We start from the raw sequence: 25,039 nt of genomic DNA, 5'->3' as shown, positions 1-25,039 counted from the left end.
TGTTCAGGAGTGACTCGAATGTCGAATGAAAACCAGCAGCCAGATGCAACAGCAGCAACGGCAGAAAAAACAGACAAAGTGAGTCCATTTCTGACTGAGCCATTACCGCAGGGTGTTGCTCAGGGTCAACAGCAGACATTACAGCAGCAGCTGACAGATACACCAATATCAGGCACTGTTCCGAAATATAACCTTCCTCGTGGTGCAAATACCGGTAATGTCGGCGCAACTACACATTTCGGTTATCAGACAGTCAGCAGTGAGGATAAAGCCCAGAAAGTGGCAGAAGTTTTCCACTCTGTTGCAGCCAAATACGACATCATGAATGACCTGATGTCTTTCGGTATTCACCGTTTATGGAAGCGTTTTGCGATCAATATGTCCGGTGTACGCCGTGGTCAGCGTGTCCTCGATATTGCAGGCGGTACGGGCGACTTAGCCAAAGTATTCAGCCGTGAAGTCGGTCCTACTGGTCATGTGGTTCTGTCTGATATTAATGAATCCATGCTCAATGTCGGTCGTGACCGTCTGATTGATGCAGGCTGTACCAATGTCGATTTTGTACTGGCAAATGCTGAAACTTTAGAACCATTTGAAGACAACAGCTTTGATCTTCTGACCATCAGTTTTGGTCTGCGTAACGTGACTGACAAAGATGCAGCACTGGCTGCCATGTACCGTGTCCTTAAGCCAGGTGGTCGCTTACTGGTTCTTGAGTTTTCAAAACCGGTCTTCGAGCCATTCTCCAAACTGTACGATCTGTACTCATTCACAGCATTACCAATCATGGGTAAAATTATTGCCAATGACGCTGAAAGTTATAAATACTTAGCAGAATCTATCCGTATGCACCCGGATCAGCGCACCTTAAAAGGCATGATGGAAAATGCAGGTTTTAAAAACTGCGATTACCACAACCTCACCGGTGGCATCGTAGCAGTACACCGCGGTTTTAAACTGTAATTGCTACAGTCCACTGAACAATATGAACAGTAAAGGTTGAATTATGTGGTCCATTCTGGCACTTGGTGCAGTTGAACGACTCATCAATCAATTTATCAATCTGGATGCGATCACCCGTATCCAGTTCAATCAGTTACAGGGCAAACTGCTGCGTGTGGTGATTGACTCACCACAATTGTCTGTTGATGTGTTTTTTGATGAACATAAAGTTCGTCTTGAACCGACTGTGACAGGCAAAAGTAATACACCATCTGTTTTTGAACAGCGCCCTTTTGATCAGACCACTGCAGTTTCGGAAGCAACTGCGACTTTACATGTCAAAAGTGTGGTTGAACTTGCCAAACTGTTTGTTGCCGATGATATTGGCAATATTCCCCTGCAAGGTGATTATCATCTGTTACAGGATATCCAGCGGATTATCCAGCAGGCTGAACCTGATTTAGCCTCGCATTTAAGTCCATGGATCGGCCCAGCGCTTGCACATGAAATCGGTAAAATTCAGCTTGCACCTAAACTGATCAAACGCTCATTACAAAGTCATTTATTTTTTGCCGAAGATTTTCTAAAAGAAGATACAGGTTTATTTGCACCGCGCTGGCAAATGGATGATTTACAGCACGATACACGTTCTCTTAACCAGAATATTGATCGGCTTGAAGCAAAAATTCTACAGCTTCAAAGTCAACTCAGTTCTGAACAACCCAGGTAAGACCATTTATGATTCCGCATATTTCCCGATTACTCGAACTGTGGCGCATTGCTGCTCACTATAGACTCGATACATTGGTTCCTGCGGAAGAATTACCTGAAAAAGCCCGCCATGCTTTATCTATTATCCGTATGCACCCTGCGGCATGGTCAAGCAAAGAGCGTAAAAACCCACTGAAGCTGAAAGAAGCTTTAGAAGAAATGGGACCTTTGGCAATCAAACTGGGGCAATTGCTTTCAACACGCCGTGATCTGATTCCACCTGAAATGTTACAGCAACTGGTTCTACTTCAGGATCGTGTTAAACCTTTCGGTTCAGATGTTGCCAAAACCCGTATTGAAGAATCGCTTAAAGCCAGCATCAACACATTATTCACACGTTTTGATGATGCACCTCTGGCTGCAGCTTCAATTGCTCAGGTTCATACAGCAGCCTTGCATGATGGTCGTGAAGTGGTGGTGAAAGTCACCCGACCTGATATCCGCAATCAGATTCTGCAGGATTTTGAAATTCTAAGATGGCTGGGCGCAAGTTTAGAGAAGCGTCTTGAAGCGGCACGTGCTGTGCATATTTCCGAAATCATTGAGAACTATCGCCAGGTCATTTTAAATGAACTGGATCTGACCTTAGAAGCGGATAATACCCGTCGTATGCGCCATTACTTCACAGGCTCAAGCATGATGTATGTGCCTGAAGTGTATATGGACAGCAAAGATGTGATGGTGGCTGAACGCATCACAGGTGTGCCGATTTCAGACATTGAAACCTTTGAAAAACTGGGCATGGATCGCAAAGATCTGGCTGAAAAAGGTTTAACGATTTTCTTTACCCAGGTGTTTCGTGACAACTTTTTCCATGCAGACATGCATCCAGGAAATGTCTTTGTTGAAACGCTGAATCCAAGCAAACCTCGTTATATTGCCCTTGACTGTGCAATTATGGGTGAGTTGTCCAAGTCAGATCAGATGACCGTTGCCCGTATGTTGCTTGCGGTAATGAACAGCGACTTTATGCAGCTGATTCAGATTGTGCATCAGGCAGGTTGGATTCCACCAGGCACAGATCAGGATGCCCTCGCCCGTGAAATGCGTCGTACGGTTGGACCGATGGTGTCTAAACCGATGCACGAACTGGATTTCGCAGGCATCCTAATTCAAGTTATGGATATTGCCCGTCGTTTCCATCTGGAAATTCCGCCACAGCTGATGTTATTACTCAAAACACTGGTACATGTGGAAGGTTTAGGCACAGACCTTTATCCTGATCTGGATATCTGGAGCCTGGCAAAGCCGATTCTGACCGAATGGGTCAAAGCACAGATGAATCCGCAGAAGAACTTAAAAGAATTAGGACAAAAAATTCCTGACCTGCTTTTAGGTGCTCAGGATTTACCAATGTTAATGATTGACAGTTTAAATGGTCTGAAAAATCAGTCTGCATGGCATTCAAAGCAACTGCATGAATTACAGATGATGCGCCTGGAGGTTGAACATCAGCAGAAACGCAGCTGGATGTTCGGTTCTATCATGGCGATTTTATTATCCATTGCCATTATTGCGCCGTGGTATATCTCAATTGTGCTGATTGTACTGGCAAGTGTTTTAGCCGTCTGGCGGGTTGCAAAGTAAAGCCACATATTCAAATTAAAAAGAGAGCTCAGGCTCTCTTTTTTTAACTCACAGTAAAATAAATGATACTGAAATCACTTTAGCCAGATATTTTGTTATCCTCATAAAAATAAAATTCACATAAATATTAAAAAAATTATTATTCAACTCAAATAAAAACCTTTAACACAATAAATAAAAAATACATATCCCTGGTTCTGGTTATATTTCAGTTAAATATAAGACAAGCAACACAAAGATAAATAAAAACCATTATTTATTTTAAAATTTAAATACCTGGTTTTTGGTATTTATTGTTTAATTTCAACAACTAACAACCCACTATTTACTATAATATTCATGTTTATTGATATTTTTAAAAAATCAAATCGAACAATAAATCCTTTTTAAAAACAATATAATAATTATAACAAAAATTTAAAATAAAAAAATTAATCAAATGCAATAAAACAAAAAATTCATTTTTTTAAAATAAAAATAAACCTTACTTTAATAATAATTTTTTTTTGATATAAGTGATTAAAATTATTTAATTACTTTTTTATTGGGGAATAAATCAATATGTCTCGCTATCAAACAATCAAACATTCTGTATTAGCAATCGCTATAGGCTCATTAATCACTGCTTGTGGTGGCGGCGGTGGTGGTGGCAGCTCAAATCCATCAACACCGTTTACACCTAAAACAGTATCCGGGGTCGCTGTTGACTTTTATCTGAATGGTTCAACCGTTACCTTTGATGACTGTAATGGCGTAAGTACTACTACAGGCGCTCAAGGTACTTTCTCTTTCACAACTCTTGCAAACTGTACCAGTTCAGCACTGACAATACGTGGCGGCACAGATATTGTTACTGGTCAGGCTTTTACTGGAACGCTGAAAGTTAAAAAAACAGATCTTCAGAATTTCGCATCAGGCAAACTTGTTGCAAGTCCTCTGACTTCACTTGAATACTACCTGGGCTCAGCAGATTTACAGACGATACTGAACAACCTTGGCATCACCTCTGTCACAGCAGCAAATATCAGCACATTTGATCCAGTAACAGCGGGTACTGCAAAAGAAATGGCTGCCGTTTTTGTATTACAGCAGCTGGCAACCCAGATTGAAGACAGTTTACAGGCTGTCAGCAAAGGTGATGGCTCTACAGCACTGACACAGGATGCCGCAACTAAAATTGCATTTGAATCCATTGTCAGTATTCTGAAAAACCAGAATACAGCTCTGTTTAATGCCAACGGTGATCTTCAGACGACTGTCCTTGCAAATATTGTCGACAGTGCAGTCAGCACTGCTGAAACCGTGATTGCAGATCCATCTACAGCAATTGATACCTCTGTAACAGATCAGATTCAGACAAATATCACCACTGTCTCCGATATTGTACAAAGTGTTACTGCCAATGGTACAGGTGCAGACCTTCAGTCCGCTTTAGTTGCTGATCAGGCCAAACTCAATGAAATTAAAGAAAACCTGAAAACCCCTGTTTACAGTGATTTTTCCTTAGGTCATTACTCTTTGGCTGACATTAAGGCTTCAACTGCTGCGGCACCACTCAACATTGATCTTGGTGGTCTGCAGGCTGCTCTGTCTGCTAAATTCAAACTGGACAACACCAAGTCAGAATTAACCGACACCATTAAACTTGGCTTTAAAGTTGTTGCAACACGTGGCTCCCTGACTGAAAACATCGATATCAGTATCAGTAATCTACGTATCACCTTCAATACTGCTGGTGACATTATCAGTGCAACAGTACCTAAGGATGCGGTCATCACACTTCAGTCCAGCCTTAAAGGTATACAGCAAACTGAATTTGTCATGCTGAACGATAAGCCTCTTGAAATTCAGGCAGGTGCAGTTTCCCTGTACAGCATCATCAGCAATACCCCAACACTGCAAGGTTATTACAACCAGTACTTTAACCAGCTGGCTGTTGGCGATGTGATTGCAACAACAGCTTATGTACTTCCTATCACCTATGTAATTGATCCGTCACTGGGGCTTGGCACTGGAACATTTGGTGGCTTTACAGGTGCAAGTGTAACGGGTTACTTAAAACTGAACTGATTGTTCTCCAGAGTCAGCCTTCGGGCTGACTTTCCCTCTCCCTCTCCAATTCCCACGCCTTTCTTATGAAACGTTTTGTATTGACTCTGCTGGCAGGTTATACCTGCATGTCTGTATTACAGGCAGCTCCTTCTGATCCATTTCTTTCATCCAGCTTCACTACCGACCAGCAACCCAGACTGCATCTGACAGCCAGTTTTGATGCTGTGAACGACACGATTGATTTTGCGGACTTCAGGCAAAGTGAGGGACTGAGTGACAGCAGTACTGGTGACTATCAGGGCTTCCACCTTGCGGCAAATTATCAGTTCCATCCACAATGGTCTGTAGATGCTGAATACTGGAAAAGAAAAATAGATTTTGCTTCTGACACCAACAATATTGACAGTATGCTGCTCGCTGTTCGCTATAAACCTGAACTGAATCTGAGTAAAAAAAGCAGTCTTTCTTTACGTGCAGGTATATGGGGAAATCAGGCAAATGAGCTGAACAAATCAACGCCAACCCGTATCAATCAGCGTAATTATGAACAGGTTCAGGTCAGTCAGCCTGAAGATATTCAGTTCCAGCTGGATGGTATATTTTCACACAAAATTGATCACATGAACCAACTGAATCTGTTTACCGGAAGTGGTTACAGTAAAGTAAAAGTGAACCGTCTCGATATACAGACTCAGTCCCGTGGCTGCCTGATGAATATCGCCATTCACTCAGATAACCGCTATTACGGACAGCTTGCCCGCCCCTGCCAGATCGATAACATGCTGATGACCAAAATGAATATTTCTGGTAATGCCGCTGAATATGGTATTGATATCCAGAAAGACCTCAACTATGAAGCCTGGTTTGCTCATTTTGGAGGATCATGGAGCTGGCGCTACAGAGCATTTGAATCTCAGCTAGCTTATCAGTATCAGCACCTGTGGCGCAAAGATATAGATGATCGGGTCAGTTCTTTCGGCAGCAGCCCAATCAGCAACAATCATACTTTTGCAGCAAAAATGAGTTATGACTTCAGCCCACAGCTGACCGGATTTTTCCAGGGTGAACTGTACCAACATAATTTCACAGGGAATATTCCATTTCTATATAATGGCGTCACAGCTTCACGTCTGGACCGCAGATATGGACTGGCATCCCTGGGGATCACTTTCCACGGTTTCTAAACATCTCCTGCTCAGCATCCAGGGTGACTCTCAAGTCACCCACTGACACCTCTCGCCATTGTTCATCACTCCCTCACCACTAAAATAGCCCTATCCGTTTGAGTGAGTGAACCCATGACCCAGATTCTACAAAAACGCCCGGCTGCATTAAATATCCAGACAGGCACACTTGCCAGACAACTCATTCAGAACGAAGGACTGCAAGCACATCATGTTGACATCATTCCTGGTGCGGCAGGTGGTCCAAAAGGCATTGGTTTAATGGGTCTTGACCAAGCCATTTTCGGTGACTTTCTGCAACGTGAAAAACAGCGCCGTTACCTGATCGGTTCATCAGTAGGCGCATGGCGTTTTGCAAGTCTCATTGCACAAGGTGAAAAAAAAGGCGCGGAACAACTGGCAGAACTGTATATTAATCTACCCTTTCATAAAGGCATGAAAATCGCTGATATTGAGAAAATATCACGTGATATGTTGCATGGGATATTAGGCGATCAATCTGAAAAACTGGTCACTCACCCTGATTATCACCTTGCGATTATCGCTGCTAAGGCAGAGCATATTTTCCAGAGTGATCAGAAGCTTGCCTTATACAGCTCACTTTTGGGCATCATTGGCAGTAATGCTGTTTCACGTAATCACCTCAATAAATTTATGCAACGGGTGATCTGTCAGCCTGGACATTTCCCACAGTTTAAAATTCAGGACGATGCCTTTAAAACCCATTATGTCAATTTTAATACCAACAATGTTGCCGACTGGCTCATGGCTTCAGGTTCAATTCCAGGTGTCACCCCGGCAGTGAAAAATATTGCCGATGCACCACAAGGCGCATACCGTGATGGCGGTCTGATTGACTATCACATCGACTTGCCTTTCGACAGTAAAGGGATTGTGCTGTACCCACATTTCACCGACAGCATCACCCCTGGCTGGTTCGATAAAATGTTCAAATCCCGCAAAGCCAATCCTGAAAATCAAGCACGGACTTTACTCGTTTCACCGTCTGCGGAATATCTGGAATCATTGCCTTTAGGACGTCTCCCTGACCGTAAAGACTTTGTCATGAAAGGTTTGTCGGACAGTGAGCGTAAGAAATTATGGCGACAGTCTGTAGCTGAAAGTCAGCGTATGGGTGATGAGTTTCTGGAACTGGTAGAAAAACAGAGTTTTGCAGATGTGATGGTGGATTTATAAATCGCTGAAAAGTTCCCTGTGAAGAAGAGATCCATCAGTTAAGCAAAATGACTGGAAAATCCCTAAAACCTCTCCCAACTCTGAGCCATGTATAGTGCAAGGAGAAAGAGAGGAACCTCCTGTAAGAAAATGATTTTTATTAATCTTGCGTAGCTGAGTTACTCATCCCTCCTTTAAAAAGGTGAGAAACAGTTCCACAGGGAAGATTCAAAAAATATTAACTGATCAGCATGACTCTGTAACATTGGGCTGAGCGAGAATTAAAATTTTTCCATACATTTATAACTTGCTTAAGCTGTTTAATTTGCTAAATTTAAAACAATTAAAAATACACATCTGAATAATGATTCAAACAGGAAATCTAAATTGTGCCATCATCGGAGCAGGAACTGCAGGGCTTGCCACGGCAATCCTGTTTGCTCAACAAGACATTCACATCACCTTATTTGAAAAAGCTGAAAAACTCGAACCTGTCGGTGCAGGCTTACTGCTACAGCCTTCAGGACTTGCGGTATTTGAACACTTAGGTGTATTGGACGATGCTGTAAAATTGGGTGCAATCGTGACAGGTTTAGAAGGACAACTACCCAATGGATCTAAACTGGTGGATAGCCATTATGCTCAGGCACATCCTGATTTTTATGGTCTGGGTATTCACCGAGCGACCCTCTGTCATGTCCTTGAAAATAAATGCCGTGAATACCCTGAACTCATCACATGGCACATGAATGCTGATATTCAAAGACTTAAAGAGTCTACAGATGAAATTCGTGTGTATGGCACTATCAATGGTGAAAAATTCGATCAGGCTTTTGACTGTGTGATTATTGCCAATGGCGCAAGAAGTGAACTCAGACCCAAATCGTGGGTCAAAGTCGATCAAGCTTATCCATGGGGTGCAAAATGGACGATTGTTCCTGAATGTTTAGACTTCAACCCCCAGATCCTGCATCAGTTTTATGATAAATCCAAAATCATGATGGGAATACTGCCAACAGGTGCTGTACCGACTGCCCCAGAGCAACGGCTTTCAAGCATATTCTGGAGTTTACCGACAGATCAACTGGGTCATTTTTTACAGACCAATCAAGCACGTTCAGAATGGTTAAAGGAAGTCTCAAAACGTTGGTCACCCGTTGCAGACTGGTTGGAACAGGTCATTGCCAATCCAGAAGAAAAGCAACAATGGCTTTCGGCAAATTACCGTGATGTGGTGATGTCTAAATTTGGCGAGGGACGCATTGGTGTGATTGGCGATGCTGCACATGCGATGAGTCCGCAACTTGGACAAGGTGCAAATATGGCACTTTTGGATGCATGGGCACTGGGGCAAGCGGTACAGCATGCGAGGCAGAATGAATCAGTAGATTATCCACAACTTTGGAAAACTTATCACCAGCATCGTCAAAGTTCGACGGCGTTCTATCAGTTTTTAAGTCGTTTACTCACACCACTCTATCAATCGGAACATTGGTGGGCGGGTGGGTTCCGTGATCTGACCTTTTCATGGATGTACCGAATCCCCTACTTCCGTAAAGAAATGGCGATTACCGTTTCAGGACTAAAATCGGGGATGTTCAGTCAGATGAAGCATGAGGATATTGCTGAATCATCGCGTCAAAATAAAAACAGTGAATTATTCTCAAAACAAAAAGTTGGATAAACATTTCCCTAATTCAGATTCAAATCACGTAGACTATAGAGCGCTACGATGTCAACGTAGCGCTCTTAAAACTTATTAACCTGGTGAAATCCTATGAACAATCTGCAATGGCTCGATGAAGTAAAATTTAACGAACAAGGACTTATTCCTGCTATTGCACAGCATCATCAGACTGGACGCATTCTGATGGTGGCATGGATGAACCGTGAAGCCTTACAGCTGACTGCTGAGAAAATGCGTGGCGTGTACTTTTCACGTTCTCGCAATAAGCTGTGGTTCAAAGGCGAAGAGTCCGGACATTTCCAGACCGTTTATGAAATCCGTTTAGACTGCGATGCAGATGTAATCGTACTGCAGATTGAACAGGAAGGTGGCATCGCCTGCCATACAGGTCGTGAATCCTGTTTCTACCGTAAACTCACTGCAAATGGCTGGGAAACTGTCGATGCGCAACTGAAAGACCCAGATTCCATTTATGGCGCAAAAGGCGAGCAGTCCACAAACCCACATACACTGGCAATGAATGCTTCAAATGCCCAGTCTGAACAGGTTGAAGTGCTGGATTACTTAGGCAAAATGATGGCTGAGCGCAAAAAAGCTGATCCTGAATCGTCTTATGTTGCCAAGCTATATCACAAAGGCTTAAACAAAATTTTAGAAAAAATCGGCGAAGAAAGCTTTGAAACCGTGATTGCAGCGAAAGAATACCAGGCACATGCCAGTGAAGACAATAAAAACGACTTAATCTATGAAGTGGCTGATGTATGGTTCCATACTGTTGTCATGCTGGGTTATTTTGATCTGGATGTTCAGCTTGTACTGAATGAACTGGCACGTCGTCAGGGTCTTTCTGGTCTGGTTGAAAAAGCCAGCCGCAGCCATTCATAAACAGACTGATCAGTTCCATGTCCGGGCAGAATAAACCTAAAGCAACGTATGAGCAGGCAACCGCCATAGACAACGCTCGGCTTGGGAAATCATTCAAAGTCATTGCGTATGCAGGTACCGGTAAAACCACGACTTTACAGATGATCAGTGATGCCATGCCTGAGCGGCGTGGCATGTATCTGGCATTCAACAAAGCCATTGCATCTGAAGCTCAGAATAAATTTCATCGGGGTGTGGACTGCCGTACATTTCACTCCCTGGCATTCCGCAGTGTTCCCCGTGGCGTCACAGATAAACTGCGTTTACCCCGTTTAAGCCCTGGCTTTATGGCAAAGGAATACCGGCTTGAACCTGTAACTTTGCGTCGTATGATGGGCGGACGCTATGAAAAATATGTGCTGATGCCCTCGCGTCTTGCCAGTCTGGTCTCCAATGCTGTCAGTTATTTCTGCTCAACCAGTTCACAGTATCCTGCGCCACGGCATTTACAGACACCGAGTTGGTTACATCCCGATGATGTCGAAGCCTTACAGAAACATTTATATCCTGCGATAGAACGTCGCTGGCTTGAATCCATTGACCCAGCTCATCAGGCAGGTATCGGTCATGATATCTATCTGAAATTATGGGCACTGTCGAGTCCGAACATTCCAGCAGACTATGTTCTGTTTGATGAAGCCCAGGATGCTGATCCGCTGATGCTGGGAATTTTATTAAGACAGAAAAATACGCAGGTCATTTATGTCGGAGACGCACATCAGCAGATCTATGCCTGGCGTGGTGCTGTCAATGCCATGCAGCAGATGCCCCTGCCTGAGTCCCGTCTGACCACATCATTCCGTTTTGGTGAAGAAATTGCACACAATGCCAATGCCATTCTGGGAGCACTCAACGAAACTGTTCCTCTGATGGGAAATTCCCTGCTGAATTCAAAGGTCGTGAACAAACCACATACCCGCCTGCATGATGCGATTTTATGCAGAACCAATGCCCGCGCTATGGAGCTGTTGCTGGCGGGACTGGTGCATGGAGATAAAGTCAGCCTTCAGGCAGATCATGCCCGTCTGAACCGTTTTGTTGATGCTGCAAGTATGCTGAAACAGGGACGCAGAGTGACTGATGTACCTGAACTGGCCTGGTTCAATTCCTGGCATGATGTTCATGAATACTGCGAAACCAATGACGGCAGTGACATTAAGCCATTGGTCAAACTGGTGGATGACCATGGAACTGACCCGCTGAAACGGGCACTTGCCAAAATCACTCCGATTGATCAGGCAGATTATATTATTTCCACAGCACATAAAGCGAAAGGACTGGAATGGAACCGTGTCCATATCGAGGACGATTACCAGTTCAAGGTCAATGAACATGACCATAAAATTACAGATGAAGAATTACGGTTACTGTACGTCGCCTGTACTCGTGCTAAAGTAAGCTTAAATATTCACCATATCTACGATCTGATTCAACAATTAAAAAAACAGATGCCTGTTTCCCTGCGGACTAAAGCAGGATAACGGTCACTCATCCGCAGGTGCACCATGAAAGTCAAATCCATACAGCTTAAACATATTGGTCACTTTACAGATATACAGATTACTTTCCGTCTACAGGATACTGCCATTACGGTCATCAGTGGACCGCAAGGCAGTGGGAAATCACTGATCCTGAAACATCTGTATCAGTCACTGACCTGGTTTTCTGCCCGTTACAGAGATCCACGTAATGCAGGTGTTGTGATTTCAGATCAGGATATTCTGCTGAACCGTCTACAGGCAAAAGTGGATATCCAGGTGAAGATTCCTGCCGAAGTTGGACAGCTTCCCGAATCATCAGATAAAACTTCCGTACTGACTGCCGAATGTCAGTGGCAACTGTATAAAACACTGAACAGTAACGGAACTGGTATCAGCAAAGTTGAAACTCAGCAGCTCGAAGCACTGACTGTGCTGTACCAGCATGCCGTAAAACAGGATCCCTTACAGGGACTCCCCTTGATTGCCTACTATCCTGCGGACAGGTTCATACACGAAATCAATCTGCTCAGTAAAAACAATCCCGCGGTTTTTCAGCTCAGTCATGCCTACGACAATGCCATCATCCCATTCACCACCTTTTCCCGCTTTTTTGAATGGCTACGTGAAGTCAGTGACTGTGAAAATGCACAGACTGCACAGTTACTGCAACAATGGCTCGATGAACAGTCTCAGGCACCGTCCAGTCATTCACAGACCCTGTGGCAGACTCATGCACAGTTACACGCGCCTGGACTTAAAGCACTGCGCGATGCTTTACAGACTGTATTGCCTGAAATAGAGCAGCTTTATATCCAGTATCATCCAGCTTTACAACTGATGGTCCGCTATCAGGGAAAAACCATGCTGTATCAGCAACTGCCAGGCAGTCTGAAAAACTGGATTGCACTGACAGGAGATATCGTCCGTCGGATGTGCCTACTCAATCCGCTCAGCCTGTATCCGTGTCTGGAGGGTGAAGGTGTGCTGATGATTGATGCTGTAGATAATGGACTGGATGAAACCCACAGCATGGAAATACTGGACAGACTGCATCGGGCATTTCCGCAGTTACAGATTATTGTTTCCTGTTGCCGTCATGAAGTGATCGAGTCTGCCGAGCAGTATCAGTGTTTCCGTATCGAACAGCAGCAGTTACATGAAGTAAACTTCCATCAGTTTTCCACTGAATTTCAGCATCTTTATCAGGAAATCATGCAGTCAGCAGAAGTCCCTCTGAGTCTGAATGATCCATCATCCACAGAATCTGACCGGATACAGCAGATTCTTGAACAGATTCAGACTCTGAATCCAGCAGAACAGAAACAGCTGCTGATGCTGATTCAGTCTGACGATGACACATCTTCCCATGAGCATCTGCAATAATTCTGCTGACGGATAAATGCTGGAAATACCTATTCTGTAAATCCAGCATTTTCAGAGATAAAATGTATGATTGCTTTTTAATCACACTATGCGTTGATCAGTCAATCCATGCCCAGTCAGACACATGAACCACTGAACAGTGGCGTAGAATAGAACAATGCGCAAAAAAGATTGATGTTGTTTTATTCATGTAATAATATCGAATTAGATTAGCTTTTTCATAGTAAAATCCGATTTACTATGACCTTTTTCAGGTTGCGCAACACAATCTGTATATTTTTAACAAACTCAATGCGGCTTTCAGGATTGAGAAATTTGGATCGTTCCTTGCGGCCCTGTAATCCCTGAAAGATAAGATTCATCCAGGTTTCTGACCTGCTCAAGACAATGGATACGAGCGTGCTGCCAATTATTGTATTGTTACCCTTAGTACTCGGCACAACCCTTGTCTCGTGGCTGAAGCAATTCTCTCGCGGGGTAACGGCTTTCGGAGCGATCGGAGTCAGTCTGACAGTCTTTGCACTGTTACTGACTCAAGCCAACAGTGTTTTCAATGGTGCTGTCATCAGCCAGAGCTGGGAATGGCTCCCTCAGGCAGGTATAAATCTCAGCTTTCGCCTGGATGCCCTTGGACTGCTGTTCGCCCTACTGATCAGCGGCATAGGGACGCTGATCTATATTTATGCTTACTATTACCTTAGCCCTAAAAACTCACTCAGCAAATTATACTTTCTGCTCATGCTGTTCATGTCAGCCATGCTGGGAATTTCGCTGTCCAATAATTTAATTATTTTACTTGTGTTCTGGGAGCTGACCAGTATTTCTTCTTTTCTGCTGGTCGGATACTGGAGCAATTATGAAGCAGCTCAGCGTGGTTCACGTATAGCGCTGACCATTACAGGTATGGGTGGTCTGGCCATGCTGGGGGGCTTTGTTCTGCTGGGGCAGATCACGGGAACCTATGAAATTGATCAGCTGTTCAGCATGAGCTCGCAGATTCAGCAGCATGCACTGTTTGTGCCTGCACTGTTGCTGATTTTACTGGGTGCTTTTACCAAAAGTGCGCAGTTCCCGTTCCATTTCTGGTTACCCAATGCAATGGCAGCACCAACACCGGTTTCTGCCTATCTGCATTCTGCCACCATGGTCAAAGCAGGGATTTTCCTGCTGGCACGCTTACTGCCTATCTTTGCCGGTGCTGCGCTCTATCATAACATTGTGACTTTTACAGGTTTATTTACCCTGTGTATGGCTGCATTTTTTGCCATTTTCAAAGAAGATCTGAAGGGTCTGCTTGCCTATTCCACCATCAGTCATCTGGGGCTGATTGTCTGTCTGCTTGGAATCGGCTCACCGCTGGCCGTTGCAGCCGCTGTTTTCCATATTATCAATCACGCGACATTTAAAGCCGCCCTGTTCATGATTGCAGGTATTGTAGACCATGAATCAGGTACACGGGATCTGCGTAAACTCAGCGGTTTATGGCAGTTACTGCCGTTCACAGCAACACTGACCATGATCACTGCGGCATCCATGGCAGGTGTTCCACTGACCAATGGCTTCCTGTCCAAAGAAATGTTCTTTACTGAACTGCTGGCAAATCTGAGCGGTCCGGTCATGGTGGTTTCTGCCATTACAGCAACCCTGGCAGGTGTTTTTGCGGTCGCCTATTCTGTCCGACTGGTTCACGGTGTGTTTTTTGATGGTCCTGTCGGCAAAGATGTTCCAAATAAAAATGCACATGAACCTGCTTTCGGCATGCGCGCACCTGCAACTCTGCTGGCTGTTCTGTGTATCCTGGTCGGTATACTGCCTGCCCTGCTGGTGGAAAAAATTGTCAACAGCACCACGCAGGCAAGTACTCAGTCTGCTGTGTTTGAGGGAACTCACCTTGCCATCTGGCACGGTTTTAATCTGCCTTTGCTCATGAGCCTGATTGCACTGTTGGGTGGTCTGATTTTCTATTTTTCATTAGCCAAAGGTGGAAAAATCAGAGAGATAGATCTTGATCCTGCTTTAGGTAAATTACAGGGCAAAATCCTTTTTGAACTGTTCCTGAAACATCTGCTTCTGACGTCCAGAAAAATCAAACGTGCAACCGAAAATGGTTCTCTGCAAAGCTATCTGGTATGGATTGTTGCTTTCAGCATTGTGATTGTAGCCATGCCGCTGTTATCACAGGGACTGACAACAGGAACCCGTGAGCTGACGCATGCCTCAGCCATTGCAATTGTTTTATGGCTGCTGCTGTTCTCTGCCTGCTGGATGATGCTGTGGTTCCACCATGAACGTATTAAAGCAGTACTGATCAGTGGTGCAGTCGGACTGGTGGTTACGATGATTTTCGTGACCATGTCAGCACCGGATCTGGCACTGACTCAGATCACAGTTGATGTGGTTACAACGGTTCTTCTGCTGATGAGCCTGTCATTGCTGCCACAGTTAACCCCCTATGAATCCAGCCGTTCAAGACGCTGGCGCGATGCCATCATTGCCATCTCAGCTGGACTCGGTATTGGCTGGATTTCATGGCTGATTATGACCCGTGATCACAGCTCCATTTCATGGTTCTTCATGCAGCAGTCCATTCCTTTGGGCGGTGGTACAAATGTCGTAAACGTGATTCTGGTCGATTTCCGTGGATTCGATACCTTTGGTGAAATTACAGTCCTGGGTATTGCCGCTGTGGGCATACTGTGCCTGATGGATGGTATGCGTTCACATGGTACGGTCATGACTCAGGGACTGACGTTCCGTTTCAATCCATCTCCACTGATGTTCCGCATGACAGCTTCTTGGGTTCTGCCGCTGGCACTGGTGGTCAGTCTGTATATTTTCCTGCGTGGACACAACCTGCCAGGCGGTGGATTTATTGCAGGGCTGATTACTGCACTGGCATTGATCATTCAGTATATTGCGCTGGGTCAGGATAAAGCAGAACAGTTACTCAAAGCAAAATCCGGACGGCTCTATGAAACCTGGATTGGAACGGGTCTGGTGATTGCAGGTCTGACAGGTCTGGGTTCCTGGTTCTGGGGACGGCCGTTCCTGACCAGTGCTCATGTGTACGTCTCACCTCCTGTGATTGGTGAAATGCATCTTGCTTCAGCCGCACTGTTTGACCTGGGGGTCTACATTACTGTGGTCGGTGCAACCATGCTGATGATTTCAATACTGGGCGACTCCCGTCACTCCAGCATGTCTGGCCCATTGCCGAAGGGAGAATAAGATGATCAGTCTTGAATTTTTAGTCGCCTCTGCGATTGGCTTACTGGTGGCTACAGGGATTTACCTTGTCTTGAGGGCACGTACTTTCCCTGTGGTACTGGGGCTTGCCATGATTGGTTATGCCGTCAATATTTTCCTGTTCAGCATGGGACGTTTACAGATCAATGCGCCTGCTGTACTGACTTCTGCCACCAAAGCAACAGATCCTTTGCCACAGGCACTGGTACTGACTGCAATTGTGATTGGCTTTGCCACGACTGCGTTTATTGTTCAGCTGGCATTGCGAAGCCGTTATGAGTCAGGTACAGATCATGTGGACTCCAAAGAAGAGCCCGTTATTACCGATTTACGTGAGGATGAGCCATGATGAATGATCTCCTCAGTTTCCTGAATCAGCACACCCCGGTTTTCAGTATTCTGATTCCTGCATTTACAGCATTCATTCTGTTATTACTGGGCAATCCAGGTTCTGGCTCACTCGCTCATGACTGGCGTCAACCCTGGAGGCGCAGCATCAGCTGTATTTCCTCCCTGCTCGGACTCAGCACAGCTGTTTTTTATCTGGTTCAGGCGAGTCACGGTCAGATCATTATTTATAATCTGAGTGAATGGGCAGCTCCTTTTGGCATTATTTTAGTGCTCGATCAGCTGTCTGCATTGATGTTGGTTCTGACCTATGCCCTGTCCGTACCGATCTTATGGTTTGCCAGTAAGCAGTGGGATACCCGTGGACGTTATTTCCATGCCATGTTCCATTTCCTGCTGATGGGGCTGAGTGGTGCATTCCTGACAGGCGATCTGTTCAACCTGTTCGTATTCTTTGAAATCCTGCTGATGGCGTCCTACGTCCTGTTACTGCATGGTCAGGGGAAAGCCCGTTTTCATCTCGGCATTCATTATGTCACCATTAACCTGCTTGCTTCTGCTCTGTTCCTGATTGGACTGGGAATAATCTACGGCAGTGTCGGCAGTTTAAATATGACCGATGTTGCCCGACTGATGCCATTGCTTGAAGCAGATCAGCACCGTCTGGCTGTTGCAGGTGGTTTGCTGCTGTTCGTTGTTTTTGGTATCAAGGCAGCAATGCTCCCTGTCGGTTTCTGGTTACCTAAAACCTATGCTGTTGCCGCTACACCCGTGGCTGCCATATTTACCATTATGACCAAAGTCGGTGTTTATGCGATTTTACGGGTCAACGGTACGGTCTTTGATGATCCAGTCAGTCAGAAGATTCTGAGCAGCTGGCTGTTGCCTATCGGACTGATCACTTCCCTTTATGGCGTGATCGGAGCTATTGGTGCTGAACGTCTGCGCCGTTTTGTCGGCTTCATGATTCTGTCTTCAATCGGTACCATTCTGGTGGCACTGTCTCTGTTCAATACTCAGGCCTGGTCAGCAGCACTTTATTATCTGGTACACAGTACCATTATTGCAGCAGCTTTTTATCTGCTCAGTGGATGGATCACGTCTCAGCGTGGTGAATTCAAAGATCATTTCAGAATTGCACCGCAGATGAAACAGCAGAAAGCTGTCTCTATCAGCTTCTTTATTATTGCCATGATGATGGCAGGACTGCCGCCTTTCAGCGGTTTTCTCGGTAAAGTTTTTATCCTGCAGGCAACCGCAGGTCATGCATGGCAAGGCATTATTATTGCCGTTGTACTGATTGTCAGTCTACTCAGTATTATTGCATTTACCCGTGTCGGCTTCATTCTGTTCTGGCGGGCAAGCCGTCCTGAAGAAAACACCGAACAGGCTGCGTTCAGGGAATACCAGGCTTTACCGGATAAAGCACCTTTGCGGAATGATGTCACGATCTATGCCCTGCTGACCGGACTGATTTTATACGTTGTCTTTGCCTCACCTGTTCAGCAGTATACTTTCAAGGCAGCTGCTCAGATTCAGAACAATGCGCTGTATGAAGCAACCATCCTGAAACAGGATCATAACCGAGAGACTATCAGTGTTCAGCCATTTGATCCTGAAAACCTGCCTGAGACCAAATATAACGGTGAATCAGTCGATCCAAATGCTCATCTGATTCCTTATACCATCAGTGAAGATACACTGGAAGGCGAGCATATTTCAGAATTCAAGCGACGTCAGATTCTGAATCAGGACTCACAGATCAGCCCTGATAATGAACATGATCAGCTCAAACCTATGGAGCCATGAGTATGCAAGAAAAAACTTTCTGGAATCGCTGGCTGCCACATCCATTTGTTTCTGTGATTGTCGCACTCAGCTGGATTATGCTGGCTCACAGCCTTGAAGCAGGCACCATTCTGATGGCGCTGATTCTTGCTGTTGCCGTGCCCCGTATGGTCAGCCCGTTTATTGAAAGCACGCCCAACATCAACTGGATTGAGGCTCTGAAACTGTGCTTTGTTGTTTTATGGGACATTATCATTTCCAATATCCGGGTCGCAAAACAGGTCCTGGGTCCTATGGATAGTCTGCATCCCAAATGGTTCAGGGTTCCTCTTGAAACACAGCATGATGAAGTGAACACGCTGCTCGCGATGATCATTACCACAACTCCTGGAACCGTTACAGCAGGGATTGACCAGGACAAAGGTGACATTCTGGTACATGCGCTGAGCAGTGATGATCCTGAGCAGGAAATCAGAGATATTAAAACGCGCTATGAACAGCCTTTAATGAAAATTTTCAATGTGCAACCAGGAGAATCATCATGAGCATTCTGCCTTATGCGCTCAGCTTCTGTATGTTCTGCATCACCATCTCCATGCTACTTTGCCTTTACCGCATTGTGATTGGTCCATCCATTGTAGACCGCTTACTTGCACTGGATACCTTATTTTTAAATGCCACCTGCCTGATTGTTATTCTTGGCATTTACTGGGTCAGCACTTCCATGTTTGAGGGGGCATTACTGGTTGCCATGCTCGGCTTTGTTTCCACAGCAGCGCTGGCACGTTATTTCACGTCCGGTCATGTCATAGATTAAGGAGAAAAGATATGCAGCTTCTGATGGAAATACTCGTCTCCTTCTTCCTGATCATTGGTGCTTTTTTTATGCTGGTCGGCGGTATTGGAATGGTTCGCCTGCCCGATCTGTTTATGCGGCTTCACGCTCCGACCAAGTCCAGTACTTTAGGACTGGGCAGCTTCCTGATAGCCGCCATGATCCATGCAGCATTTAATGGCCGTTTTGGGTTTGCCGAACTGCTTCTGACTTTACTGGCGTTTATTACCGCGCCCGTATCTGCAAACCTGATTGCACAGGCAGCCTTACATTTACGTTTACGCTCCATGAGTGGCAATGTACCTGAATCACTTGAACGCCCTCTGCCCTGGCAACGGAAACGCAAAAAAATATTCCGAAAATACCGCAACAATCAACAGTGACCGACTTTCAGAACAATCAATCTGAAAGTCGTATCCAATAAAAAAGCCACCCGAAGGTGGCTTTTTTATGGCTGTGTTTATTAAAACAGCTTATTCATCATCTTTTTTTGCTTCTTCAGCAGGAGGTAAATCCTTCACTGCTTCAGCAATCAGACCAAACATATAGTTGCCATATGCATTAGTTTTGTCATAGTGGAAACGCAGACGTGGCGTAATACGTGTCTTAATACGATGTCCAAGTTCATGACGCAGGAACCCTGATGCCTTATTCAGGACATCCAGTGTTTCTTTATTTGCCACTTCACTCTGCTCATCGCCAAGCTCACGTCCCATTACAGTAACATAAACTTCTGCATAGCCTAAATCAGGGCTAACTTTCACCGCTGAGATGGTCACCAGACCACCCAGACGTGGATCTTTGAGCTCCTGACGGATCAGTTCAGAGAGCTCTCTCTGAACTGTGTCTGCCATACGCTTAAGACGCTGACTACCCGCCATTAAAGACTCCGTTTAATCAGTTGAACATCATACACTTCGATCTTGTCCTGTGCTTTGATGTCTTTATAACCTTTCACCGCAAGACCACATTCCATACCGGCACGAACTTCTTCAACCACTTCTTTATAACGGCGAAGAGATTCAAGTTCACCCTGGAACACAACCACGTCATCACGTAATACGCGAATCGGTTTGTTACGGTGTAATGTACCCTCAAGTACCATACAACCCGCAGCAGCGCCAAATTTGCTTGAGTGGAACACTTCACGCACTTCAGCAACACCCAGAATTGTTTCACGGTGTTCAGGTGCAAGTTTACCGCTCATTGCAGCTTTCACATCATCAATTAACTGATAGATGATTGAGTAGTAACGGATATCAATGCCATCAGCATCAGCTTTCTGACGTGCAGTATTATCAGCACGGACGTTAAAGCCAAGAAGTACCGCTTCAGATGATTCAGCAAGTGTTACGTCAGACTCAGTAATTGCACCTACGCCTGAACCGATAATACGTACTTTCACTTCATCAGTCGCAAGCTCAGCAAGTGCTACATGAAGCGCTTCCAGTGTACCACGTACGTCTGTTTTCAGTACAACGTTCACGATAGGCACATCTTTCTTGCCCATAGACGCCATAATGTTTTCAAGACGCATTGCAGATTGACGCTCAAGTCGTTTCTGACGTTCACGATCCATACGGGCATCCGCAACTTCACGCGCTTTTTTCTCGTCAGTCACAACAAGAACTTCATCACCCGCCATTGGCGCTTCTGGAAGACCTAAGATTTCGACTGGAATCGAAGGACCTGCAGATTTGATACGCTGACCGTTTTCATCTGTCATAGCACGAACGCGACCGTAAGATGAACCTGCAAGGACAAGATCACCCACTTTCAGCGTACCGTTCTGAACAAGAATAGATGTTACTGCACCACGGCTGTTGTCAACACGTGCTTCAATTACAACACCTTGCGCAGCACCTTCTTCAGATGCTTTCAGTTCAAGCAGTTCAGCCTGAATTGAAATCAGATCAAGTAACTCATCAATACCCTGACCAGAATGTGCTGAAACCATGGCAACCGGTACATCACCGCCCCATTGTTCAGGTACGATTTCTTTTACAGTCAGTTCGTTCAATACGCGATCTGGATCAGCAGATTCTTTATCCATTTTGTTGATGGCAACAATAATTGGAGTACCTGCAGCACGGGCATGGTCAATTGCTTCCGCAGTCTGTGGCATTACACCATCATCTGCCGCTACAACCAGCACCACGATATCAGTCGCTTTCGCACCACGTGAACGCATTGCAGTAAATGCCGCGTGTCCAGGAGTATCAAGGAAAGTAATAATTCCTTTCTCTGTTTTCACATGGTATGCACCGATATGCTGTGTGATACCGCCCGCTTCGCCCTGCGCAACTTTTGCACGACGGATACGGTCAAGAAGCGATGTCTTACCATGGTCAACGTGACCCATGATCGTAACCACCGGTGCACGTGTAGACTGAGCACCACGCGCACCTTCAGCTGCTTCAAGTAAGTTATCTTCAGCCTGAGTATCAGAAACAAGAACTGGGTTGTGACCCATTTCTTCAACGATCAGTGCAGCAATTTCCTGGTCAATCGCCTGGTTCTGAGTAACCAGCTCACCCATTTTCATGAGTGATTTGATCACTTCACGAACTTTAATCGCCATTTTCGCAGCTAAGTCAGCAACAACAATGGTTTCACCAATTTCAACATCATAAACCTGTTTCTTAACAGGTTTTTCAAAACCGTGTTTACCCGTCTGACTTGTTTTCAGACCACGTTTAGGCTGCTTGCTGAAACTTTGCTCTTCCTGACCACGACGGCCACCTTTTTTCGGAGCACGGGCACCTGGAGTATTGGTACCACGTTTGATGTCACGGTCTTCTTTCGCAAATGAATCTTCATATGCCTGACCAACCAGACCTGCTGCCAGTGGAGAATCATCAACAACACGGATCGTCGCAGTTGCATCTTCAGAAGAATACTTGGAAGCCATCTGACGCATCTGCTCAAGTGTACGCTGTTGCGCTTCCTCAGCAGACTTGCGACGTGCTGCTTCTTCAGCTGCTTTTAATTTCGCAGCATCAGCTTCACGAGCTCTCTTCTGTTCAGGTGTTTCAATCACTTTAACAGTTGCTTTCGTAATCGGTTTGTTTGTTGATTTACGTTTAACAACAACAGCTGCTTTAGGTGTTTCTTTTGCTGCTGTCTGCTGTTTTGCAGCTGCACGCATTTTTTCAAGATTTGCTTTCGCAGAACTTTCAGTTTTCTCAGCTTCTTTTGGAGCAGGTGCTTCCTGATTTTTCTGCTGAGCTTCAGCCTTAGCTAAAGCTTCTGCTTTAATCTGCTCAGGATCAGGCTTCACAAACGTATGCTTTTTACGCACTTCAACGTTAATGGTTTTTGCCTTACCTGATGTACTTGCCACTTTAGCAGTACTGGTTGTTTTACGTTTCAACGTGATTTGTCCTGCCTGACCGCCGTCCTGACCATGAACCTTCTTCAAATGGTTAACGAGGGTATTCTGTTGTTCAGTGGAAATAATATCGTCAGCCTTACTTTGAGGTAAGCCTGCCTCACGAACCTGTTCCAGGAGCTTTTCAACGGGACGACCCACGCTGAGCGCCAACTCTTTTATCGACTTGTCCGTCATATATTACCTCCTAGTTAAACCATGATTCACGCGCTTTCATAATGAGCTGACCTGCTTTTTCAGCACCCAGACCTTCGATATCTGCAATATCATCTGTTGCCTGATCTGCAAGATCATCAACGGTAATGACGCCACGGGAAGCAAGCGCGTATGCTGTTTCCTGTGTCATTCCTTCCATAGCCAGAAGGTCTGCTGCAGGTTCCTGAACATTTTCCTGCTGCTGAAGCGCATCTGCAAGAGCAATCTCTTTGGCACGGCTTTGCAGCATTTCAACTGTTTCAGCATCCAGTTCAATTTCATCGAATGTTTCAGGCGGAACATAAGCAATTTCTTCAAGTGAAGTGAAGCCCATTTCCACCAGTGCCATTGCAAGATCTTCTTCAATATCAAGACGGGTTACAAACATGTCCAGATACTGCTGTGCTTCATCCTGCTGACGGGCACGATAGTCTTCTTCAAGCATCATATTCAGTTTGAAACCGGTCAGTTCAGATGCAAGACGTACATTCTGCCCCTGTGAACCGATCGCACGAGCCAGCTGATCACTGGTTGTAAAAATGATGTCTGCTGTACGTGCATCTTCATCGATGACAATACCTGATACATCAGCGGGTTCCAGTGCACTTGCGATGTACTGAGCAGGATCATCAGACCATACCACCACATCAATACGCTCACCGTTCAGTTCTGACTGAACAGCCTGAATACGTGTGCCTCGCATACCGATACATGCACCAACCGGATCAATACGGTGGTCATTGGTTTTTACTGCAATTTTGGCACGCACACCCGGCTGACGTGCAGCGGCTTTAATTTCAATGATTTCTTCAGAAATTTCAGGAATTTCTTTTTTCATCAATGCAATCAGCATTTCCGGTTTTGAACGGGACAACAACAGTTGTGCACCACGTCCTTCACGGTTAACGCTGTACAGGATTGCATTCATACGCTGTTTTGGACGCAGAATTTCACGGGCAATCATTTCTTCACGGGCAAGATAAGCTTCTGCATTATCACCCAGATCAATAATGAAACCGTCTTTGGTCTGCTTTTTCACTTCACCGTAAATCAGCTCACCGACTTTAGACTCATAAGCATCAGCGATCAGAGCGCGTTCAGCTTCACGAATCTTCTGTACAATCACCTGTTTGGCAATCTGTGCAGCGATACGACCGAAGTCAATGGATTCAACTTCCAGTTCACGGATATCACCAATAGACCACTGCGCTGGATCAAGATCAGAAATTGCATCCTGACAAGCCGGCATTTCGTGATCTTCGTCAGCAACCACTTCCCATTGACGGAAAGTACTGTATTCACCTGTTTTACGGTCAATTTCAACACGTAAACGAGCTTCTTCAGAGTGTGTGCCTTCGTAGAATTTCTTTTTAGTCGCGGCAACGAGAGCCTGTTCAAGCGCTTCAAAAATTGCTTCGCGACTTACACCTTTTTCGTTACTGACCGTTTCTACCACGGTAAGAATTTCGCGCGCCATAAGTCACCTATATCGTTCAGATTCTTATTTCCGGGATTAATCCTGGTAAATCAAATTTGCTTTATCAATATTATTACTGTCGATTTCAAGTACTTGCCGGTTGTCAACTTCTACCTGAATCAGCTCATTTTCCACGTCAACAGCGACGAGTTTTGCCTGAAATTTACGACGGTTTTCTACAGCACTGATCAGGCGTAAAGCCACCTGCTGACCAATGTATCCTGTCATCTGTTCCAGCTGAAAAAATGGACGATCCCAGCCCGGTGAAGATACTTCAAGTGAAAACTCACCTGAAATAGGATCATGAACGTCAAGAAGAGCTCCAGCCTGCTGAGTCACACGGACACAGTCCTGTACACCGACACCGCGACCCTGTTCAAGCTCACCATCTTCATTCAGAACAGGTTCTGCATTGTCATCAACGGCTTTGTCGATATATATACGTAACAGGGAACGTTTACCCTGAGGGATAAATTCAATCCCCCAGAGATCCACACCACAAGCCTGCACTGCGGGTGCAATTAAATCCTGAAGTGTCTGAGTTTTATTTGATAGCTTCATTTACTCTCGTC

General features: G+C 45.2%; 20 protein-coding genes. 16 read left to right on the top strand and 4 right to left on the bottom strand.

What is annotated here, in order from left to right; genetic code table 11:
- Window positions 1-18 precede the first annotated feature (18 nt).
- The 16 genes from ubiE (at window position 19) to CDG60_RS02555 (ending at window position 19,787) form a co-directional block, all read left to right on the top strand.
- Complete coding sequence (ubiE, locus tag CDG60_RS02630; protein WP_087512647.1) at window positions 19-963, top strand: bifunctional demethylmenaquinone methyltransferase/2-methoxy-6-polyprenyl-1,4-benzoquinol methylase UbiE; 945 nt, start codon at window positions 19-21, stop codon at window positions 961-963.
- A gap of 43 nt (window positions 964-1,006) precedes the next feature.
- Window positions 1,007-1,672 (top strand): ubiquinone biosynthesis accessory factor UbiJ, encoded by a 666-nt coding sequence (locus tag CDG60_RS02625; RefSeq protein ID WP_087512646.1) that lies wholly within the window; start codon window positions 1,007-1,009, stop codon window positions 1,670-1,672.
- Window positions 1,673-1,680: 8 nt separating this feature from the next.
- On the top strand, window positions 1,681-3,300 hold the full coding sequence (locus tag CDG60_RS02620; protein WP_087512645.1) for an ABC1 kinase family protein: 1,620 nt from the start codon (window positions 1,681-1,683) through the stop codon (window positions 3,298-3,300).
- A 561-nt stretch (window positions 3,301-3,861) separates the two neighbouring features.
- Window positions 3,862-5,370, top strand: coding sequence for a hypothetical protein (locus CDG60_RS02615; protein ID WP_087512644.1), 1,509 nt, complete (start codon window positions 3,862-3,864; stop codon window positions 5,368-5,370).
- Window positions 5,371-5,435: 65 nt separating this feature from the next.
- The gene (locus tag CDG60_RS02610; protein WP_087512643.1) at window positions 5,436-6,536 is read left to right on the top strand and encodes a hypothetical protein; all 1,101 of its coding nucleotides are present in this window, start codon (window positions 5,436-5,438) and stop codon (window positions 6,534-6,536) included.
- Window positions 6,537-6,650: 114 nt separating this feature from the next.
- Window positions 6,651-7,733, top strand: a complete 1,083-nt coding sequence (locus CDG60_RS02605; protein ID WP_087512642.1) for a patatin-like phospholipase domain-containing protein — start codon at window positions 6,651-6,653, stop codon at window positions 7,731-7,733.
- Between the two features lie 343 nt (window positions 7,734-8,076).
- Entirely contained in the window at window positions 8,077-9,396 is a 1,320-nt protein-coding gene (locus CDG60_RS02600; protein ID WP_087512641.1) for an FAD-dependent oxidoreductase, read from the top strand.
- A gap of 93 nt (window positions 9,397-9,489) precedes the next feature.
- Window positions 9,490-10,284 (top strand): bifunctional phosphoribosyl-AMP cyclohydrolase/phosphoribosyl-ATP diphosphatase HisIE, encoded by a 795-nt coding sequence (gene hisIE / locus CDG60_RS02595; RefSeq protein ID WP_087512640.1) that lies wholly within the window; start codon window positions 9,490-9,492, stop codon window positions 10,282-10,284.
- Window positions 10,285-10,301: 17 nt separating this feature from the next.
- Window positions 10,302-11,804 (top strand): UvrD-helicase domain-containing protein, encoded by a 1,503-nt coding sequence (locus CDG60_RS02590; RefSeq protein ID WP_087512639.1) that lies wholly within the window; start codon window positions 10,302-10,304, stop codon window positions 11,802-11,804.
- A gap of 24 nt (window positions 11,805-11,828) precedes the next feature.
- Window positions 11,829-13,187 (top strand): ATP-binding protein, encoded by a 1,359-nt coding sequence (locus CDG60_RS02585; protein ID WP_087512638.1) that lies wholly within the window; start codon window positions 11,829-11,831, stop codon window positions 13,185-13,187.
- A gap of 387 nt (window positions 13,188-13,574) precedes the next feature.
- Window positions 13,575-16,415 carry a monovalent cation/H+ antiporter subunit A gene (locus tag CDG60_RS02580; RefSeq protein ID WP_087512637.1) on the top strand — a complete coding sequence of 947 codons (2,841 nt, stop codon included), beginning with the start codon at window positions 13,575-13,577 and terminating at the stop codon, window positions 16,413-16,415.
- Between the two features lies 1 nt (window position 16,416).
- Window positions 16,417-16,782 carry a Na+/H+ antiporter subunit C gene (locus CDG60_RS02575; protein ID WP_087512636.1) on the top strand — a complete coding sequence of 122 codons (366 nt, stop codon included), beginning with the start codon at window positions 16,417-16,419 and terminating at the stop codon, window positions 16,780-16,782.
- Window positions 16,782-18,590 carry a monovalent cation/H+ antiporter subunit D gene (locus CDG60_RS02570; RefSeq protein ID WP_087512725.1) on the top strand — a complete coding sequence of 603 codons (1,809 nt, stop codon included), beginning with the start codon at window positions 16,782-16,784 and terminating at the stop codon, window positions 18,588-18,590. The genes CDG60_RS02575 and CDG60_RS02570 overlap by 1 nt, the downstream gene beginning before the upstream one ends.
- Before the next feature lie 2 nt (window positions 18,591-18,592).
- Window positions 18,593-19,114: a Na+/H+ antiporter subunit E gene (locus CDG60_RS02565; protein WP_087512635.1), complete on the top strand. Its 522-nt coding sequence runs from the start codon at window positions 18,593-18,595 to the stop codon at window positions 19,112-19,114.
- A complete protein-coding gene (locus tag CDG60_RS02560; RefSeq protein WP_087512634.1) occupies window positions 19,111-19,386 on the top strand; it encodes a monovalent cation/H+ antiporter subunit F in 276 nt (91 codons plus the stop codon). The genes CDG60_RS02565 and CDG60_RS02560 overlap by 4 nt, the downstream gene beginning before the upstream one ends.
- 11 nt (window positions 19,387-19,397) lie before the next feature.
- A complete protein-coding gene (locus tag CDG60_RS02555; RefSeq protein WP_087512633.1) occupies window positions 19,398-19,787 on the top strand; it encodes a Na+/H+ antiporter subunit G in 390 nt (129 codons plus the stop codon).
- A 90-nt stretch (window positions 19,788-19,877) separates the two neighbouring features.
- Here the strand turns inward: CDG60_RS02555 and CDG60_RS02550 are convergent, their stop codons facing one another.
- Genes CDG60_RS02550 through rimP form a run of 4 tightly spaced genes read right to left on the bottom strand, consistent with a single transcriptional unit; the run spans window position 19,878 to window position 25,028 of the window.
- Complete coding sequence (locus CDG60_RS02550; protein WP_087512632.1) at window positions 19,878-20,285, bottom strand: ribosome-binding factor A; 408 nt, start codon at window positions 20,283-20,285, stop codon at window positions 19,878-19,880.
- The gene (infB, locus tag CDG60_RS02545) at window positions 20,285-22,972 is read right to left on the bottom strand and encodes a translation initiation factor IF-2 (RefSeq protein WP_087512631.1); all 2,688 of its coding nucleotides are present in this window, start codon (window positions 22,970-22,972) and stop codon (window positions 20,285-20,287) included. Before infB ends, CDG60_RS02550 begins: the two co-directional genes overlap by 1 nt.
- A 10-nt stretch (window positions 22,973-22,982) precedes the next feature.
- Window positions 22,983-24,467, bottom strand: coding sequence for a transcription termination factor NusA (gene nusA, locus CDG60_RS02540; protein ID WP_087512630.1), 1,485 nt, complete (start codon window positions 24,465-24,467; stop codon window positions 22,983-22,985).
- Window positions 24,468-24,503: 36 nt separating this feature from the next.
- On the bottom strand, window positions 24,504-25,028 hold the full coding sequence (gene rimP, locus CDG60_RS02535) for a ribosome maturation factor RimP (RefSeq protein ID WP_087512629.1): 525 nt from the start codon (window positions 25,026-25,028) through the stop codon (window positions 24,504-24,506).
- Window positions 25,029-25,039: the final 11 nt, after the last annotated feature.

Origin of the sequence: Acinetobacter chinensis, from assembly GCF_002165375.2 — a bacterium.
Lineage (GTDB): Bacteria > Pseudomonadota > Gammaproteobacteria > Pseudomonadales > Moraxellaceae > Acinetobacter > Acinetobacter chinensis.
This window is presented reverse-complemented; position numbering and strand designations above follow the sequence as displayed.